Raw genomic sequence first — 18,951 nt, forward strand, 5'->3', positions numbered from 1 at the left:
TCCCTGCTGCAGCTTCGTGAAACATCGGCGTTGCCTGCCAGTGACTGTCTGACAACTCTGTATCGAAATACGCAGGACAAAGGGTGTCTGCTTCGCCGCGCCCTTCGCGCCAGGGATGGCGCGACGGAGCCTACAGGGAGGTATTCACGGCGTGCCGGCGAAGTAGTGCCCTTTGGCCGGCGATATGCACAGCTCAGCAGACATTACTGACCAAACAACAACGCCGGCAGCATGCCGGCGTTTTTTGCTTTCAGGGGAGGCTTACTGAGTGCCGCCGACCGTCATGCGGTCCAGCTTGAGGGTAGGCTGGCCCACACCGACCGGCACGCTCTGGCCGTCCTTGCCGCACACGCCCACACCGGCGTCCAGACTCAGATCATTGCCCACCATGGACACCTGACTCATGGCTTCGGGGCCGTTGCCGATCAAAGTTGCGCCCTTGATCGGCGCGGTCAGTTTGCCGTCCTCGATGAAGTAGGCTTCCGAGGCGGAGAACACGAACCGGCCCGAGGTGATGTCCACCTGACCGCCGCCGAAGTTGGGGGCGTAAATACCCTTTTTTACACTCTTGATGATCTCTTCCGGCGGCGTCTCACCGGGCAACATATAGGTGTTGGTCATGCGCGGCATCGGCAGGTGGGCATAGGACTCACGCCGGCCGTTGCCGGTGGGCGCCATGCCCATCAGCCGGGCATTGAGCTTGTCCTGCATATAGCCCTTGAGCACGCCGTTTTCGATCAGCACGTTATAGCCGCTGGGGGTGCCTTCGTCGTCGATGGTCAACGAGCCGCGGCGATCCGCCAGGGTGCCGTCGTCCACTATGGTGCACAGGGAGGAAGCCACCTTTTCACCAATACGGCCGGAGTAGGCGGACGAGCCCTTGCGGTTAAAGTCCCCTTCCAGGCCGTGGCCCACGGCCTCGTGCAACAGCACCCCGGGCCAGCCGGCACCCAGCACCACCGGCATGGTGCCGGCTGGGGCGTCTACCGCTTCCAGGTTGACCAGGGCCTGTCGCACCGCTTCCCTGGCGTAGCCCATGGCTCTGGGCTGACCATCAATCTCTTCCAGAAAATAGTCATAGCCGATGCGGCCGCCACCGCCGCTGCTGCCGCGCTCACGGCGACCGTTGCGCTCGGCCAGCACAGAGCAGTTCAGCCGCACCAGGGGGCGCAGATCCGTGGCCAGGGTGCCGTCGGTGGCCAGCACCAGCACCTCTTCATACACGCCGGAAATGGAGGCGATCACCTGAGTAACAGATGGATCCAGGCTGCGGGCAAAGGCATCCATTTGCTGCAACAGGGCAATTTTCTGCTCACGGCTCAGGCTGTCGAGGGGATTCACGCCCATATAACGGGCGGTTACCGGCTGTTGCTGGCCCACCTTGAAACGGCCGTCACCGCCGTGGGCGGCAATGCCCCGGGCGGCGCTCACCGCCTGGTCCAGGGCGGTGGCGGTGAGCTCGTCGGAATAGGCGAAGCCGGTCTTCTCGCCGCTCACCGCGCGCACGCCCACCCCCTGCTCTATGTTGTAGCTGCCGTCCTTGACGATACCGTCTTCCAGCACCCAGGACTCGTGCACACTGTTCTGAAAATACAGATCGGCAAAGTCGATCTGGTGGCGGCTCAGCCGCGCCAGCTGGGCGTCAAGCAGAGCCATGTCCAGCTCGTTGGGCACCAGCAGGCTCTGGTTGATCTGTTCAATACTCATTTTTTGTCTCTCCATACCGCCCGCAGGCGGGCATGTTGGGCCACTGGCATCTGGCGGCGTATACTGTCGAGGCGTTGCCGGTCGAGGGAAGCGACAATCAGGCCCTCACCATTGGGCAGACAGGCACAAATTTCGCCCCAGGGATCCAGGATCACCGAATGTCCCCAGGTCTGACGTCCGCCGGCATGCTCACCCACCTGGCCGGCGGCCAGTACATAACACTGGTTTTCAATGGCCCGGGCCTGTAACAGGGGCAGCCAGTGGGCCTGTCCCGTTACCCGGGTGAACGCCGCCGGCACCATTAATATGTCGGCCCCCTGCTCGCGCAGAGCGCGATACAGCTCGGGAAAACGCAGATCATAACAGATCGACAGGCCCAGACGACCAAAGGGGCTGTCCACCACACAAAGTTCATTACCCGGGGCAAAGGTATCGGACTCCCGGTAACGGCCATGGCCATCGGCCACGTCCACATCAAACAGGTGCAGCTTGTGATAGCAGGCGATCCGCTCCCCTTGCTCATCATACACCAGGCAGCTGGTGTGCAGTTTGTCACTGCCTTCAATGCGGGTAGGCATGGAGCCAACCACCAGCCAGATCCCCAGGCGTTTCGCCCAGTGGGCAAAACAGTCCTGCACCGGACCTTCCCCCAGCGGTTCGGCCACACTCAGTACCGCCTTGCGACCGCCAAACACCACGGCATTTTCCGGCAGCTGCACCAGCAGGGGGCGGCTGACGGGCAGCCGCTCCAGCAGGGATTCAATCCGCTGCCGGTTAGCATTCCAGTCGGCGCCAGCGTTCAGTTGCAGGGCTACCAGTTCCATTTATTGCTCCTTGTTGGTTTGCAGCAGGCGAATTTGATCCCGCTCCCGGCCCAGCTCGCTGACTTTCGGGTTGGCAAGCGGACCGCTCACGCGATATCGAATACGGGTGAATACATCTACCACAGGCCCCAGCACCTTGGACAGGGCCAGCACATAAAGGCCGGTCACCGGTGTAACGGCAAAGGCGGCCAGCACCGGCAGATTACCGGTGAGGTTGGGAGTGAATTCAAAGCGGTAATCAAGCTGCTCCGTCGCCATATTCACCCGGCCCCGTCCGGTCAGATTGCCGGCCGCCCCTTTCAGCAGAAAATCGTCATTGTGCAACGCGCCATTTTGAAACTCACCGGTGGCACGAATGCTGTCAAAATAGAACCCTTCCTCAAACACATCGCGAAAGTCCAGCCGCAGCCGGCGCAATACCGAATCCATACTCAGCACCGACAGCAATCCCGCTCCCCGATCGCTGAGCTCGGTGAGCACGCCGGCACCGGTTTCCACGCTCACGGTGCCGTTCAGGGTAGCAGGCTCAGGCTGCCAGGGCAGCCCGGGCCAGCTCAGCTCGCCTTCCAATAACGCCTGGGTATCCCGGAACGGCGAGGTTTCCCCCATGGCCTGCCACAATGCCTGCAGGGACTGCGCGCCGCCCTGCCACTGCAGCCGGCTGATATCACCGCTCTCGTGCTGCAGCCAGCGCCCTTGCGCCCGTCCCTGCAGCTGCGGGCCGTCCAGCCAGAGGTCATCCAGCTGCACGCCGTTTTCCGCGGTTAGCGGCGACAGCTGAAAACCGGCCTTGCCCAGAGCCAGATCGCGCCAGCGGCAGTCATCGCAACGAAACACCAGCGCCGGTATGCTGGATGGCTCGATCCGCCCGCTGGCAGCCCCCCCTTCGGCAGGTCCGGGAGCCAACCACAAGCGCTCAAAGCGGGCCGTTACCGGCTCATGGTTACCCCAGGCAAGCTCTCCTTTCACCTGCCGCGCATTGACCGCCAGCCGGTGCCGGCCGGCCTCGGCCGGCGTCAGCGTCAGGCTCAGATCACTGAGCGGCTGACGCCACAGTTCACCGCGATCGGCACGTATGGCCACCCGGTAACGCTCAGGCCAGTGCAGCGCCACTGCCGGCGTCTGATCATGGTGCCCCGGGCGCAGCGCCAGCCAGTCATCCAGTCTGAGCTCGGCCAGATGGGCCGCCACATCCAGGGTTGCCCGGGGAGGTCTGGCTTCGGCACCGCCACTATTCACCCAGAGCCGCTTGATTTGTACACCGCCGGCGTCAAAGCCCAGCCGCAGCTCGGCGTCGATGTCCGGTGCCATATCCAGTCGCGCCTGAGCCTGAGCCGTATCACCGGACAGGGTCAGGCGCAGTGGCCGCTCCCGCTGCGCATCCTTGCCCAGAGGCGGCGGCAGACGGCTGGCCAGCCCGGCCAGCTCCGAGCCCAGCTCGGCGGTGTAATTCACCCGTCCTTCGGCCATGTTCAACTGCACTCGGCCCTGCCAGCCGGCCTCGCCCTGCAGCCCTCCCAGCCAGGGCTGTGCCCGGCCCAGGGCATCGCCCTGCAAGCGCCCGGCCAGGCCGATATCGGCGCGGTAGCCGGCCTCGGTCACCCTGCCCTGATAATCCACCGTCAGCGGCTGGTCCAGCCAGCGGGCCTGCAGCCCCTGCAGGCGGGTGTTTTTTTCATCAAAAACCAGTTTTCCGTTCACTTCGCTCAGCGGCATGGCCAGGGGAGCAACCCATACCTCGTTGCCGGCAAAGTCCACCTCCCCATGCACACCCACGGGACCACCGGTCAGGGGAATATCAAGGGCCAGTTTGCCACTAAGTGGGCCGGAGACCTGCACCTGCTCCAGGGTGGTACCTACCGAGCCGGCCAGAGGTGATTGTTGCAGATAAGTGGTCACCGCTTCTCCGGCCCCCTGAATGCCGGCATTCAGCGCCAGCCGGGCGCTGCGGTCGAGGGGAGCAATGCGGGCATCGATGTCGCTGGCCTGCACCTTGCCCAGCCGGCCGCTCGGTCCGCTCATGTACAGACCGTCATTCTCAAACAACAGGTTCAGGCCGAGATCGGTCAGGGGCTGCCAGTGGGGATCAAAGCGGAACTCGGCGTCACGCAGGGGAACCCGCGCCTGAAAGATGCCGCTGCCGTCGTGATAGGGAAATCGGTTGAGGCGACCGTACCAGAGCACCTCGGCGTGCTCTGCATGACCATCGCGAATGGCCCCCTGCAGATAATCCACCAGCCGGGATCCCATCACCGGCTCGGGCAGATAGCTGCCGGCGCGCCCGGCCCGGTGCAGATCCACCCGGGCAGAAGCGCTGAGCAGGGGCGACTGTTCCGGCGCCAGCTGCAGGCTGAACCAGGCGTCGAGGCTCAGGTCATCCCCTTCCACCTCCAGCCGGTCACTCCACAGCCACCAGCCATGAGCGCGTTTTTGCCATTGCAGGGCAGCGTTGAGCCGCCGTATGGGCCAGGTACCGCGAAAGGCCTGGTCCCATTGCCAGCCAACCGGCTCGGACTGCTGAAATGTCAGCCTTCCATGGTCGGCGGCAAAAGAAAAACGGCCATTGAGCCCCTGTGTTTGCGGCGCCCAGCCAAAGGCCCGGGTACTGACATCATCAAACTCACCATCCAGATGCCAGTCGCTGCCATCGACACCGGCGTCAAAACGCAGCCCCGACAGCCGGCCCCTGGGCGCAATGCCCGCCAGCTGGTGAGCGGCGGCAGGCCAGTAGTATTCTCCCCACTGGGCCAGCAACGCCAGATCGGTAAAGCTGAGCCGGTCCAGATAACCACTGAGCCGATCGTCATGGCGATCAAGCTGTACCCGCCAGCTGGGCCAGGCTTCACCGTCGACGCTGATGTCGATATTGCTGCTGGCCAGCTGCCAGCCCTGAGCGGTGGGTTGCCACTGAATACGACCGCCATTTACCGCTATGGTGTGGCTGTCTCCCCAGCCGGCGCGGTTTGCTCCCAGGGTCAGCAGGGCCGCCTGCGGCTCGCCCTGTTGCCATTCCAGCCAGGCTTCAAAAGAAACCTCAGCAGACACCCGCTCATCCCCGGGGCGGATTCGGGCCAGCGCCGGACCGGCATCGACGCCGTCGGCCTGCAGGTAGATACCCCCACTCAGCTCGTCAATATCCCCCTCTAGACGGCCTTTAAACACAAATTGCTGACCATCACCGGTGCCAAAGCCCAGGCGGCCTTCGCCCTGGTGCAGACCGGGCCGGTTGTGCCAGCTCAGGGCGGGAATATACAGCTCCAGCAGGGGGCTGCCCGGGCTGGCCAGCACCAGCTGCGCGTCCACCAGGGTCAGCCGCTCCACCCCCTGCAGCGCTAGGGTTCTCAGAGTCTCCAGATCGGTGCCACCGCCCTGCGGATTCTCCTTCGGCCTCAGGGGAAGACGCAGTCCGTCGAGGGTGACCTCGTTGAGCACCGGCCGCCACTGGCGCAGGCTCTGCCACAGCTGAACGTCGATCAGTGCCCGCCGCAGGGTCAGATCCGGCTGTGACGGACGCTGCAGGCGCACCTCTTCCAGCACCAGCACGGGGCCATAATCCTGCCAGTCCAGGCCCAGACCGCCGATGTTCAGGGTCAGGCTGTGTTCGCTGAGCAGATGGTCGAGCCACTGCTGTTGCAGGGTAGCGAGCCAGGGAGAGCCAAAGCGCAGCAGGGTGACCAGCAGGGCCACCACCACGGCGGCGCCGGCCAGACCAAACCAGGCCCAGCTCAGGCTGCGTTTTATCACTACATCATTACCACGTCGAATTGCTCCTGATTGTACAGGGGCTCGTTGTTGACCCTGACCTGCTTGCCGATAAAGACTTCCAGCTCGGCCAGCATATGGGATTCGTCTTCCTGCAGCGCGTTGGCCACGGCGGTGGAGGCATAAACCACAAATTTGTCGGCGTCGTAGGCCTTGTTGACCCTGAGTATTTCCCGCAGTATTTCGTAGCTGACGGTTTCCACAGTTTTCACCCGGGCCCGGCCATTGCACTCGGGGCAGGCATCACACAACACATGCTCCAGGCTCTCCCGGGTGCGCTTGCGGGTCATCTCCACCAGTCCCAGCTGGGAAAAACCGTTAACGTTGGTCTTGGCCCTGTCCCGGGACAACGCCAGCTCCAGACTGTGCAGCACCCGGCGCTTGTGATCCTCATCGTACATGTCGATAAAGTCGATAATGATGATGCCCCCCAGGTTGCGCAGCCGCAACTGGCGGGCAATGGCCTGAGTCGCCTCGATATTGGTGTTGAAGATGGTTTCTTCCAGATTGCGGTGGCCGACAAAGGCGCCGGTGTTGATGTCGATGGTGGTCATGGCTTCGGTCTGATCGATGATCAGGTAACCGCCGGACTTGAGCTCGACCTTGCGATCCAGCGCCCGCTGGATCTCGTTTTCCACATCGTAAAGATCGAAAATGGGCGAGTTGCCATGGTAGTACTCGATGCGTCCGGACAGCTCGGGCACGAATTCGTCCACAAAGGTACGCAGGCTGTCGCAGGTTTCCCGGGAGTCGACCCGAATACGATCCAGCTCGGCACCGACAAAATCACGCACGATGCGAAACGCCAGCCGCAGATCCTGATACAGCATGGAGCAGGACGGATACTTGCCCCGGCGCTCCAGGATCTTGCGCCACAGCCGCTTGAGAAAGGCCGCGTCCTGGGCCAGCTCCTGCTCACCGATGCCCTCGGCGGCGGTACGAATGATAAAGCCGCCCAGATCGTCCACATGCTCCGCAGCCAGGGCCTTGAGCCGCTCCCGCTCCTGCTCCGAGTCGATGCGCTGGGAAACGCCCACATAGGCGCTGCCGGGCATAAACACCAGGTAACGGGACGGCAGGGTAATGTCGGTGGTCAGGCGGGCGCCCTTGGTGCCGAGGGGGTCCTTGACCACCTGTACCATGATGTCCTGGCCCTGACGCACCAGCTCGGCAATGTTGCCGGCCTGAAAATGGGCCTGCTCCCGGGTGTCCACACACTCGGTGTGGGGCACTATGTCGGAGGCATGCAGAAAGGCAGCGCGCTCACCGCCAATGTCCACAAAGGCCGCCTGCATGCCGGGCAGCACCCGGCTGACCTTGCCCTTGTAAATATTGCCAACGATACCGCGCCGGGCCTGGCGCTCGATGTGCACTTCCTGCAGGATACCGTTTTCCACCAGGGCCACCCGGGTCTCCGCCGGGGTCATATTGATAATCAGTTCTGCAGACATACAGGCTCCGCCAGTCTGGATAGAGAATGTCTTAAATTAACACAGAATGGCGGCGTTCAAGAGCCGGAATCAGCCCGTTATCACGCCGTTGCGGTGCAGCAAAGCCTCGGTTTCCACCAGCGGCAGACCCACCACGGCGCTGTAGCTGCCATTGATGCGTGACACAAAGCGCCCCCCCAGCCCCTGAATACCGTAGCCACCGGCCTTGTCGGCGGGCTCACCGGTGTGCCAGTAACGGTCGATGTCTCGATCACTCAGGGCGCGAAAAGTCACTTCGGTGGTGACCAGCACCGTCTCACAGCCGCCACCTGTGGCCAGCGCCATGGCGGTCATCACCTGATGAGTGCGTCCCGACAGCCGGCGCAGCATGGCCTTGCCGTGAACCTCGCTTTGAGGCTTTTCCAGCACCTCGCCGTCCACCACCACTATGGTGTCACCGCCCAGCACCGGCAGCGGCTGTGGTGCCAGCGCCACCCCCGCCCGCGCCTTGTCCCGGGCCAGCCGCTGCACATAGTCGGCGGCGGCCTCGCCCGGCTGCCGGCATTCCTCCACCTCGAGGCGAACCAGTGCAAAGTTCACCCCCAGTTGGGCCAGCAGTTCCCGGCGGCGGGGCGAAGCAGAAGCGAGATACAGGGCAAGTGTCATGACACCTCCTCAGGTCAGGGAGAACTGCCGCCGGCATTTGCGTAACAGCAGGAAAATCCAGGGCCAGAACACCATGCTGCTGACAATGGACCAGAAGTAATGGTAATCCACCTGAATATCGCGGTTGAGGTAGGCAGTCCAGAAGATCAGCAGCTTGTTGAGCATCACCAGCGCGCCCACCACAAAGGCCTGCTGCCACACCGAGTAATTGCGCATGCGCTGAAACTGGGATGCCGCCAGGTACACCGGGATCACCAGTGCCAGGGCGCGCACTCCCAGCACCGACCCCAGCAGCAGATCCAGCAGCAGGCCGGCCACAAAGGCGGTGCCCACATTGGCCCTGTGTGGCAGGGCAATGCTCCAGTACAGCAGGGTGATCAGCAGCCAGTCGGGCCGAAAGGGAGCGATCGGATCCGGCAGTGGCAGAATGGACAGCATCAACGCCAGTGCCAGACTGAGTATGATGCCCAGACGGCTGCGCAAGGGAAAGGCGCTCATGGTTTATCCTCGGTGAGCGGTTCGGCCTCGGGTTCTGTTATTCTGGGCTCGGGCCACAGCAACAGCAGGTAGCGCACCCGGTCCAGCGCGGCAAAGGGCGTGACGCGTATATCGGCAAAGGGCTGACCTTCCTCATAACCCACATGAGTCACCCGGCCTACCGGGTAGCCCTCGGGAAAGCGCCCGGCCAGACCGGAGCTGAGCAACACATCGCCTTCCCGAATATCGGTATTGCGGGTAATGTTGTCGAGCACCAGCCGATCCAGCCGGCCGCTGCCACTGGCGATGGCACGAATGTCGTTGCGCGCCACCCGCACCGGAATACCGTGGCTGGCATCGGTGATCAGCAATACCCGGCTGGTGGTTTTGCCCACCGAGATCACCTGGCCGACCACCCCCTGTTCGTTCAGCACCGGCTGACCTTCAAACACGCCCTGCAGGCTGCCCTTGTCGATCACCACCTGATGGGAAAAAGGGTCGGTATCCACCGCCATGATCTCCGCCACCATGCGCCGGGCATCCCGTCGCACCGGCGAGCCCAGCAGCTCACGCAGACGCTGGTTTTCCTGCTCCAGGTGACGCAGCCGCAGCAGATCGTCCTGCAGCAGGAACAGTTCCCGTTTCATGCGCTCGGTCTGATTAAGCAAGGCCTGGCGAGACATCAGCTGGGTAGAGGCGGAGTCCAGCAGCAGTCGCGGACTGTTGGCCATGTACTGCAGCGGACTGACCAGGGAATTGAGGTACAGCTTGATATCGGTAAAGGACTGGTAGCGACTGTCCGCTACCATCAGGGCAAGACTGGCCAGCACCGCCAGAGTCAGGCGAATGGGCAGGGAAGGTCCACGACCGAAAATGAGTTTCATGAAAACGAAGCGAGCCGGTCACCCGGCCCGGTTTATCAGTCGTAGTGAAACAGGTCGCCGCCGTGCATGTCGATCATCTCCAGCGCCTTGCCGCCGCCACGGGCCACACAGGTCATGGGATCATCGGCCACCACCACGGGAATACCGGTTTCTTCCATCAGCAGGCGATCCAGATCCCGCAGCAGGGCGCCACCGCCGGTCAGCACCATGCCCCGTTCGGAGATGTCTGAAGCCAGCTCGGGAGGCGACTGCTCCAGCGCCACCATAACGGCACTGACAATACCCGACAGCGGTTCCTGCAGGGCTTCCAGGATCTCGTTGGAATTGAGGGTAAAGCTGCGCGGTACCCCTTCGGCCAGGTTACGGCCGCGAACTTCAATTTCCAGCACTTCCTCGCCCGGGTAGGCGGAGCCCACTTCGTGCTTGATGCGCTCGGCGGTGGCTTCCCCGATCAGCGACCCGTAGTTGCGGCGTACATAATTGATGATGGCTTCATCAAAGCGGTCGCCCCCCACCCGTACCGACTGGGAGTAGACCACGCCGTTCAGGGAGATAATGGCCACTTCGGTGGTGCCACCGCCTATGTCCACCACCATGGAGCCGGTGGCTTCGGAGACCGGCAGGCCGGCACCGATGGCAGCGGCCATGGGTTCGTCGATCAGGTATACCTCACGGGCACCGGCGCCCAGGGCCGATTCCTTGATGGCCCGGCGCTCCACCTGAGTGGAGCCGCAGGGCACGCACACCAGCACGCGGGGGCTGGGGCGGAAAAAGTTGTTATCGTGCACCTGCTTGATGAAATGCTGCAGCATTTTCTCGGTGACGTAAAAGTCGGCAATGACGCCGTCCTTCATCGGACGAATGGCGGCGATATTGCCGGGCGTGCGCCCCAGCATCTGTTTGGCAGCATGGCCGACGGCGGCAACGCTCTGGGCCGAGCCGGCTCTTTCCTGGCGAATGGCCACGACGGAGGGCTCGTTCAGAACTATGCCCTGATCCTTGACGTAGATAAGGGTATTGGCCGTTCCCAGATCGATCGACAGATCGTTGGAGAACATGCCTCTGAGCTTCTTGAACATATGCTGAAGGGGATCCTGGGTTGAGAAACCGGAAAATTCGGCTAACTTTACCAACGCAACCAGCCCCTAGCAAGGCGCATCCCCGCTCAAGAGTGGTCACAAACGAATACGAGTTTTAATAAATCAATAAGTTCCCTACACTTGCATCAATACAATTCCTTTTCTCTGTTTAACGTGCCTTCACTGCAACACTGGCAATTGCTCTTTCAGCATCACCTTTCGCCTCTTCAGCCGGTTTGCCACCCTCTGCTGAAACGACACGGGCTGACCCTGCAAATCAAGCGGGATGACCTGTTACATGCTTCCATTTCCGGCAATAAATGGCGAAAGCTGAAATATGTGCTGCGCCAGGCTCTGTCGGACAAGGCCGCCGGGGTGCTCAGCTTTGGCGGCGCCTGGTCCAATCACCTGCATGCCCTGGCCGCCGCCGGTCACCTGCTGGGGCTACCGACGATTGGCATCGTGCGGGGCGAGCCCGAGTATGCCGGCAACCCCACGCTTTCCGATGCGCAAGGCTGGGGCATGAAGCTTGAGTTCATCGACCGGCAAGGCTACCGCCGCCGTCACGATCCCGACTTTCTGGCCGGGCTGGCAAACCGTTACCCCGGCTTTTACTTCATTCCCGAAGGGGGCAGCTGCGCCCTGGCCCTGCCCGGCGTGGCCGAGCTGTGGCAAGAGTTGCCCCCCTGCGATGAACTGATATTGCCGGTGGCCAGCGGCGGCACCCTGGCCGGCTTGCTGTCTGCCCGCCCGGCAGGCACCCGGGTTACCGGGTATGCCGTACTCAAGGGCAAAGGCTGGCTGGCCGATACCGTGTCCGGCCTCCATCCACCTGCAGCCGGTGATCCGGGCTGGCAGCTGCGGCTGGACCATCACGGCGGTGGCTATGCCAGATGCAATAACATGGACAGACAGGCCATCTCGGCCTTGAGCGAGGCGCTGGCGGTGCCGCTGGAGCCGATCTACAGCGGCAAGGCCCTGCTCGGCCTGTTCCGGGATATCGAGGCCGGCCATTACGCTCCCGGCAGCCGGCTGATTTTTCTGCATACCGGCGGCCTGCAGGGCGCCAGAAGCTATACCAGTTCAAAACGTTCGGGGCAGGAGAAGTAATAGCCCTGGCCGGCGTGCACCCCCAGCTGACCGAGGCATTCCCACTCAGCCTCGGTTTCCACTCCCACGGCAATCACGCGGGTACGGTTGCCCAGACAGTTTCCCAGCAGGCTGCGCACCGCCATCTGGTTGACCGGCTTTTTGTCTATTTCCCGCACCAGACTGGGGTGCAGCTTGAGGTAGTCGAGGTCGTAATCCTTGATATATTGAGTACTGACCACATCCTGGCCCGCATGATCCACCGCCAGACGGCACCCCAGCGCCTTGAGCGCGCGCAGCGGCTTGTCCAGCTCCAGAAAATGCCGGCTGACACCGGCTTCCGACAACTCAATCACCAGCTCACCCAGCAGGGCCTTGGGCAATTGGATCAGTTCGAACACCAGCCAGCGATGAAATCCCCGGTTAAGCAGGCTGGCCACCGACAGGTTGACCGCCAGGGTGGCGCGACGATCGCTTTCCTGCAGCAGGGTCAGACAGCGCAACAATATGCAGCGATCCAGGTCCTGCAACAGGCCACATTTCTCCGCCATGGGCAGAAAGTGACCCGCCGCCAGCTCCCGGCCCCGCTCATCGTGAATACGCGCCAGCAGCTCCAGGCTTTCGGGCTCACCGCCGCGCAGGCTGTAAATACCCTGCCGGTCCAGCATGACGGCATCCTGCTCCAGCAAGCGTCCCAGCAGGGTACGCCAGCGCACCGTGCCCTTGCCGCTGCTCTCCTCGGTCAGCCCCTTGTAATACATAAAGTAACCGTCACCACCCTGCAGGGCGGCACTGCGCAGGGCCAGCTCGGCCTCTTCTTCCACCTGATGCAGTTGTTCGCCAAAACGGAAACAGACACCGCCGATAAACAGGGAGGGATCACGCACCTCGTCGGGCCAGTGCAGCCGGCGCAGCAGCTTCATGACCTGGCGGGCGGCATCGAGGGCTTCACTTTCCACCTGGTTGGGAAACAGCAGGGCAAAGGTGTTGCCGGTATAGCGGGCCTGCAGGGCACCCGGATAACGGCGGATCAGATGGCCCAGATAGACAGAGGCCGACTTGAGCAGCTCGTCGCCCCGCTCAAACCCCAGCTTCTGGTTGATATGCTCCAGATCCTGCAGCTCTACCAGCAGCAGGGCGCCGGAATGGCTGGCGGAATCGTTGAGGGCCGCTTCCAGACGATTGTCAAAAAACACCCGGTTGCCGATACCAATCTTGCGGTCAACAAACACATTGGCGCGAATAAAGGTATCGAACCGGCTGCGCTCCTTGCGTGCCTCACGCAGATCCGCCATCAGCTTGTCCAGAGCCTGGCTGGCGCTCTGGGGCCATTCTTCACGGGGCTGGTGCTGCAACATGCTGAGCCGGCCAGACAGGATCAGACGACCGCGCTGATCGAGCAGTTCGGCCCCGCGCAACTGGCGGCGAACCCAGCGCAGGCTGAACAGCAGGCCGGCAAACACCAGCATAATGGCACCGGTCAGCCCGGAGACCGCCGCCAGGGAATGATCGATATCGTAAAAAGGCGGCCGCAGCACCAGCTGCACCGAGAGCTGCTCGTCACTGCTCAGGCTGCGATGGTATTCCCGGTAAATATCGCTCTCGGAAAGAGACTGGGTGGCCTGATAGCGATAATACTCCCGCTCTCCCTTGCGCACCGTAAACTCGATAATGTCATTCACATCGAGCAATGCCGGCAGCCAGCGGTCGATGGCCGGCTGCGCTGCCGCATCCGGTTGCCATGCCTCATCGACCATGCGCACCACAGAATCGACCTGGCGCTGCTGGTAGGCTATTCCCATCTGGTAAAAACTGATTCCGGCGCCAACCAGCACCATCAGCACGGCCGCCAGCACGCACAGGGTGATGGTGGTAATAAACTGATTGGTGAATTTCATTTGCTGTCCCTGCCGCCACCGGCATGGTGCCGGCGGCTCCTGTCTTCCCTACATTCAGGTGAAGCCTTCACCTTTATATTATTTCCGTGTCACTCAGTGTTATCGCGCGGCCAAAACAACAAAAGGCCCCGCCGAACGGGGCCTTTAACTTCCAACTTAGAACGGAATATCGTCATCAAAGTCCATCGGCGGCTCGTTGTACACCGGCTGACTCTGGGGCTTTTGCTGCGGCTGACTCTGGGAAGGCTGCTGTGGCTTGTTGCCGCCATACTGGGACTGACCGCCCTGCTGACCATACTGGCCGCCGCCCTGCTGCTGACCCCAGTTGCCCTGTTGCTGACCACCACCCTGCTGGCCCTGACTCCAGCCGCCCTGAGCCTGCTGGCCACCACCCTGAGGCCGGCCGCCCAGCATCTGCATGGTGCCGCCCATGTCCACCACTACCTCTGTGGTATAGCGATCCTGACCGCCCTGGTCCTGCCACTTGCGGGTCTGAAGACGGCCTTCCACATACACCTGAGAGCCCTTGCGCAGGTACTCACCGGCGATCTCGGCCAGCTTGCCGAAAAACACCACCCGGTGCCACTCGGTACGCTCACGCTGCTCGCCGCTCTGCTTGTCGCGCCAGGTTTCGCTGGTGGCCAGGGTAATGTTGGCGACGGCATTGCCGTTAGGCATATAGCGCACTTCGGGATCCTGACCCAGGTGCCCGATCAGGATGACTTTGTTGATGCCTCTATTGGCCATAACTTGCTCCGTACTCACAGGTTGATCAGGCGTTTGGCCTGATCCAGTTCAAAAATATTGCCATCTACCTTGAGGTAGGCAGCGCCTTCATCGGGAATGATCAGCGCCTCATGCACACCCGGCAGCGCCATCAGCCGCTGCAGCAGCTGACTGCGGGCAGACTCTGACTCTATCTTAACACCGATGGGCAGAATATGAGACCGCACCCTGCTGACATTGGCCATGCCGGTCGACAGCCAGAACCAGAACACCATGGTCAGGGCGACCAGGATAAAGACACCGGCCCCCCCCAGCAGCTGGAACAGGCCGCCGCCCAGCACGCCGCCGAGAAAGGCACCGAAAAACTGACTGGTGGAATAAATGCCCATGGCAGTGCCCTTGCCGCCGGCCGGCGCCAGCATCGACAGGAACGCCGGCAACGAGGCTTCCATAAAGTTAAAGGCGGTAAAATACAGCACCATGGCCACCGCCAGCAGCCACAGCTGGCCCTGGCCCAGCGCCATCAGCACCAGCGCCACCATCATCACCAGAATGGAGGCCTGAAACAGCACCTTGTTCATATTGCGCCGGGCGCCGAGGATCAGAAAGGGAATGATCAACACGAACGACAGTATCAGCGCCGGCAGATACAACCACCAGTGGTGCTCCGCTACCAGGCCGGCCTCTTTCAGCGACAACGGAAAGGCTACAAACACGGCCGTCAGGGTCATATGCAGCAGCATGATGCCAAAGTCGAGGCGCAGCAGCTGCTTGTCCCTGAGCAGGCGGCCAAACAGCTCGGGGGCGGCGGTCACGTCCCGGATCTGGCCCTTGCTCACCGAGTCCGGCAGCATAAAACGCACCATGACGATACCCACCAACGCCAGCAGCGCCGTGGCCCAGAACACCCCGGACAACCCGAACAGCGCCGCCAGCACCGGACCGGCAACCATGGCGGCGGCAAAGGAAATGCCGATGCACACGCCGATAATGGCCATGGCCTTGGTACGGTTCTCTTCCCGGGTGATGTCGGCGGCCAGCGCCAGTATGGCCCCGGCAATGGCGCCGCTGCCCTGCAGCACCCGGCCAATCACCACGCCGTACACCGACTCGGACAGGGCCGCCACCACAGAGCCGGCGGCAAACAGCGCCAGGCCGGCGTAAATCACCGGTTTGCGGCCAATGCGATCCGACAGCCAGCCGGCGGGGATCTGCAATATCGCCTGGGTCAGGCCATAGGCGCCGATGGCAATGCCCACCCACAGGGGTGAGAAGCCTTCCAGGCTGCTACCGTACAGGGCGAAGACCGGCATGATCATGAACAGGCCCAGCATGCGCATGCCAAAGATACTGGCCAGAGTAAAGGACGCCCGCCGCTCCTGCGGGCTGAAGCCTTGCTGATCGCTCATGAGAGATGGTTCCGCTGTTATTGTTCACAAAAGAGCGGCAGTTTAACACGGAGCGCCGGTCAAGATTAATCCCCTTAATGCGCCCTTGGATGGCCATGCATCCGGTGCCATACTAGCCGGTCTGGTTAAAGACTTGGTCAAGCTGCAGATGGATAAAATCGACGTTCGCGGAGCACGCACCCACAACCTGAAAAACATCAGCCTGGAACTGCCCCGGGACAAACTGATCGTGATCACCGGCCTGTCCGGCTCGGGCAAGTCGTCCCTGGCCTTTGACACCCTCTATGCCGAAGGTCAGCGCCGCTATGTGGAGTCGCTGTCTGCCTACGCCCGTCAGTTTCTTTCCCTGATGGAAAAGCCCGATGTCGATCATATTGAAGGGCTGTCACCGGCCATCTCCATCGAGCAGAAATCCACTTCACACAACCCGCGCTCCACCGTGGGCACCATTACCGAAATTCACGACTATCTGCGTCTGCTGTTTGCCCGGGTGGGCGAGCCCCGCTGCCCCACTCATGGTCTGCCACTGGCGGCCCAGACCATCAGCCAGATGGTGGACAAGGTGCTGGAACAGCCCGAAGGCAAACGGCTGATGCTGCTGGCCCCTGTGATCCGCAACCGCAAGGGCGAACACAGCAAGCTGCTCGACAACCTGTCGGCCCAGGGCTTTATTCGCGCCCGCATCGACGGCGAAGTGTGTGATCTGTCGGATCCGCCGGCGCTGGAGCTGCAGAAAAAGCACACCATCGAGGTGGTGGTGGACAGGTTCAAGGTGCGCGCCGATCTGCAGTTGCGGCTGGCCGAGTCCTTTGAGGCGGCGCTGGAGCTGTCCGGCGGCATCGCGTCCGTGGTGAGCATGGACGACGAGCAGGACGAGCCGCTGGTGTTTTCCGCCAATTTCGCCTGCCCCGAATGCGGCCATTCCATTGCCGAGCTGGAGCCGCGCATCTTCTCCTTCAACAACCCGGCAGGCGCCTGCGAGCAGTGCGATGGCCTGGGGGCCCAGCAGATCGTCGATCCCGACAAGGTGGTGTCCAACCCGGAACTGAGCCTGGCCGGTGGCGCCATTCGCGGCTGGGACAAGCGCAGCTATTACTACTATCAGATGCTCAAGTCCCTGGCGGACCACTACGACTTCGATCTGGAAGCCCCCTTTGAAAGCCTGTCGACCCCCGTTCAGAAAGCGGTGCTGTACGGCTCGGGCCGCACCAGCATTGAATTCCGCTATATGAACGACCGCGGCGATGTGCTGGTGCGCAAGCATCCCTTTGAGGGCATAGTGCACAATATGGAGCGCCGCTACCGGGAAACCGAGTCCAACTCAGTACGGGAAGAGCTGGCCAAGTACCAGAGCAACCGGGCCTGCCCCGGCTGCGGCGGCACCCGGCTGAAGGAAGCCGCCCGCCATGTGTTTGTGGCGGATCACAACCTGCCCAGAGTGTCGGACATGGCCATCGGCGAGGCTCACGCCTTTTTTACCGGGCTCAGCCTGCCCGGGCAGAAGGCGCAGATCGCCGACAAGATCCTCAAGGAGATCACCGAACGGCTGGGCTTTCTGGTTAACGTGGGGCTTAACTACCTGACCCTGTCCCGCAGCGCCGAAACCCTGTCCGGGGGCGAGGCCCAGCGCATTCGCCTGGCCAGCCAGATCGGCGCCGGCCTGGTGGGGGTCATGTATGTGCTCGATGAGCCCAGCATCGGCCTGCACCAGCGCGACAACGAACGGCTGCTGAGCACCCTCACCCACCTGCGGGATCTGGGCAATACGGTAATCGTGGTGGAGCACGACGAAGACGCCATTCGCGCCGCCGATCATGTGCTCGACATCGGCCCCGGCGCCGGCGTGCACGGCGGCCAGATTGTGGCGCAAGGCACGCCGGAAGAAGTCATGGCTAACCCGGATTCGCTTACCGGTGCCTATCTGTCGGGCCGTGAAGCCATTGCCATACCCGCACAGCGCACGCCGGTGGGCGAGCACTGGCTGACACTGGAAGGAGCCAGCGGCAACAACCTCAAACAGGTGGATCTGGCACTGCCCCTGGGGCTGATGACCTGTGTTACCGGCGTGTCCGGCTCGGGCAAGTCGACCCTGATCAACGACACCCTGTTTCCCCTGGCGCACCGGGAGCTGAACAAGGCCACGGTCAGCCAGCCGGCGCCCTACACCGCCATTCACGGCCTCGACAGGCTGGACAAGGTAGTGGACATCGATCAGAGCCCCATCGGCCGCACCCCCCGCTCCAATCCGGCCACCTATACCGGCATTTTCACCCCCATTCGCGAGCTGTTTTCCGGCACTCAGGAGGCCCGCTCCCGGGGCTACAAGCCCGGCCGCTTCTCCTTTAACGTCAAGGGCGGCCGCTGCGAGGCCTGCCAGGGCGACGGCGTGATCAAGGTGGAAATGCACTTTCTGCCCGACGTCTATGTGCCCTGCGACGTGTGCAAGGGCAAGCGCTACAACCGGGAAACCCTGGAGATTCAGTACAAGGGCAAAAGCATTCACCAGGTGCTGGAAATGACGGTGGAAGAAGCCTGTGACTTCTTCGCCCCGGTGCCGGCCATCGCCCGCAAGCTGCAGACTCTGATGGATGTGGGCCTGTCCTATATTCGTCTGGGCCAGTCCGCCACCACCCTGTCCGGCGGCGAGGCCCAACGGGTCAAGCTGGCCCGGGAGCTGTCGAAGCGGGACACCGGCCAGACCCTGTATATTCTCGACGAACCCACCACCGGCCTGCATTTTCATGATATTCAGCTGCTGCTGACGGTGCTGCACCGGCTGCGGGATCACGGTAATACGGTGGTGATCATCGAGCACAACCTGGACGTGATCAAAACCGCCGACTGGATCGTGGATCTGGGCCCGGAAGGGGGCAGCGGCGGCGGCCAAATCCTGGTCACCGGCACCCCCGAAACAGTGGCCGAGCACCAAGCCTCTCACACCGCCCGTTTTTTACGGCCCATGCTCAATGGGCGCTGATAACAACCAATAAAGGAGTCAGG

At 62.4% G+C, this 18,951-nt stretch carries 13 protein-coding genes; 2 read left to right on the forward strand and 11 right to left on the reverse strand.

Translation table 11 applies throughout. From position 1 onward, the window contains the following. Positions 1-261 precede the first annotated feature (261 nt). From tldD to DA373_RS03455, 8 genes are all read right to left on the reverse strand, one after another. Entirely contained in the window at positions 262-1,707 is a 1,446-nt protein-coding gene (tldD, locus tag DA373_RS03420) for a metalloprotease TldD (RefSeq protein WP_107850950.1), read from the reverse strand. After that, positions 1,704-2,531, reverse strand: a complete 828-nt coding sequence (locus DA373_RS03425; protein WP_107850951.1) for a carbon-nitrogen hydrolase family protein — start codon at positions 2,529-2,531, stop codon at positions 1,704-1,706. Before DA373_RS03425 ends, tldD begins: the two co-directional genes overlap by 4 nt. Beyond that, a complete protein-coding gene (locus DA373_RS03430; protein WP_107850952.1) occupies positions 2,532-6,275 on the reverse strand; it encodes a YhdP family protein in 3,744 nt (1,247 codons plus the stop codon). It lies immediately after the preceding gene. Further along, on the reverse strand, positions 6,275-7,744 hold the full coding sequence (rng, locus tag DA373_RS03435) for a ribonuclease G (protein ID WP_107850953.1): 1,470 nt from the start codon (positions 7,742-7,744) through the stop codon (positions 6,275-6,277). The genes DA373_RS03430 and rng overlap by 1 nt, the downstream gene beginning before the upstream one ends. 69 nt (positions 7,745-7,813) lie before the next feature. Next, positions 7,814-8,389, reverse strand: coding sequence for a Maf family protein (locus tag DA373_RS03440; RefSeq protein ID WP_107850954.1), 576 nt, complete (start codon positions 8,387-8,389; stop codon positions 7,814-7,816). Positions 8,390-8,398: 9 nt separating this feature from the next. Further along, positions 8,399-8,887, reverse strand: coding sequence for a rod shape-determining protein MreD (gene mreD / locus DA373_RS03445; protein WP_107850955.1), 489 nt, complete (start codon positions 8,885-8,887; stop codon positions 8,399-8,401). Next, positions 8,884-9,750 (reverse strand): rod shape-determining protein MreC, encoded by an 867-nt coding sequence (gene mreC, locus DA373_RS03450; RefSeq protein ID WP_107850956.1) that lies wholly within the window; start codon positions 9,748-9,750, stop codon positions 8,884-8,886. The genes mreD and mreC overlap by 4 nt, the downstream gene beginning before the upstream one ends. Before the next feature lie 35 nt (positions 9,751-9,785). Further along, positions 9,786-10,829 carry a rod shape-determining protein gene (locus tag DA373_RS03455; protein WP_107850957.1) on the reverse strand — a complete coding sequence of 348 codons (1,044 nt, stop codon included), beginning with the start codon at positions 10,827-10,829 and terminating at the stop codon, positions 9,786-9,788. Positions 10,830-11,027: 198 nt separating this feature from the next. Here DA373_RS03455 and DA373_RS03460 point away from each other — a divergent pair, with 198 nt between their 5' ends. Then, positions 11,028-11,939, forward strand: coding sequence for a pyridoxal-phosphate dependent enzyme (locus tag DA373_RS03460; protein ID WP_198650226.1), 912 nt, complete (start codon positions 11,028-11,030; stop codon positions 11,937-11,939). Here DA373_RS03460 and DA373_RS03465 read toward each other — a convergent pair. From DA373_RS03465 to DA373_RS03475, 3 genes are all read right to left on the reverse strand, one after another. Continuing rightward, positions 11,903-13,816: an EAL domain-containing protein gene (locus DA373_RS03465; protein WP_107850958.1), complete on the reverse strand. Its 1,914-nt coding sequence runs from the start codon at positions 13,814-13,816 to the stop codon at positions 11,903-11,905. The two genes, DA373_RS03460 and DA373_RS03465, sit on opposite strands and share 37 nt — an antisense overlap. Positions 13,817-13,972: 156 nt before the next feature. Beyond that, entirely contained in the window at positions 13,973-14,563 is a 591-nt protein-coding gene (locus DA373_RS03470; RefSeq protein ID WP_107850959.1) for a single-stranded DNA-binding protein, read from the reverse strand. Between the two features lie 14 nt (positions 14,564-14,577). Beyond that, a complete protein-coding gene (locus DA373_RS03475) occupies positions 14,578-15,951 on the reverse strand; it encodes an MFS transporter (protein ID WP_107850960.1) in 1,374 nt (457 codons plus the stop codon). 148 nt (positions 15,952-16,099) lie between these two features. Between DA373_RS03475 and uvrA the strand changes: the two genes are divergently transcribed. Continuing rightward, positions 16,100-18,928: an excinuclease ABC subunit UvrA gene (uvrA, locus tag DA373_RS03480; RefSeq protein WP_107850984.1), complete on the forward strand. Its 2,829-nt coding sequence runs from the start codon at positions 16,100-16,102 to the stop codon at positions 18,926-18,928. Positions 18,929-18,951 lie beyond the last annotated feature (23 nt).

The organism is Oceanimonas marisflavi, from assembly GCF_003049725.1.
Lineage (GTDB): Bacteria > Pseudomonadota > Gammaproteobacteria > Enterobacterales > Aeromonadaceae > Oceanimonas > Oceanimonas marisflavi.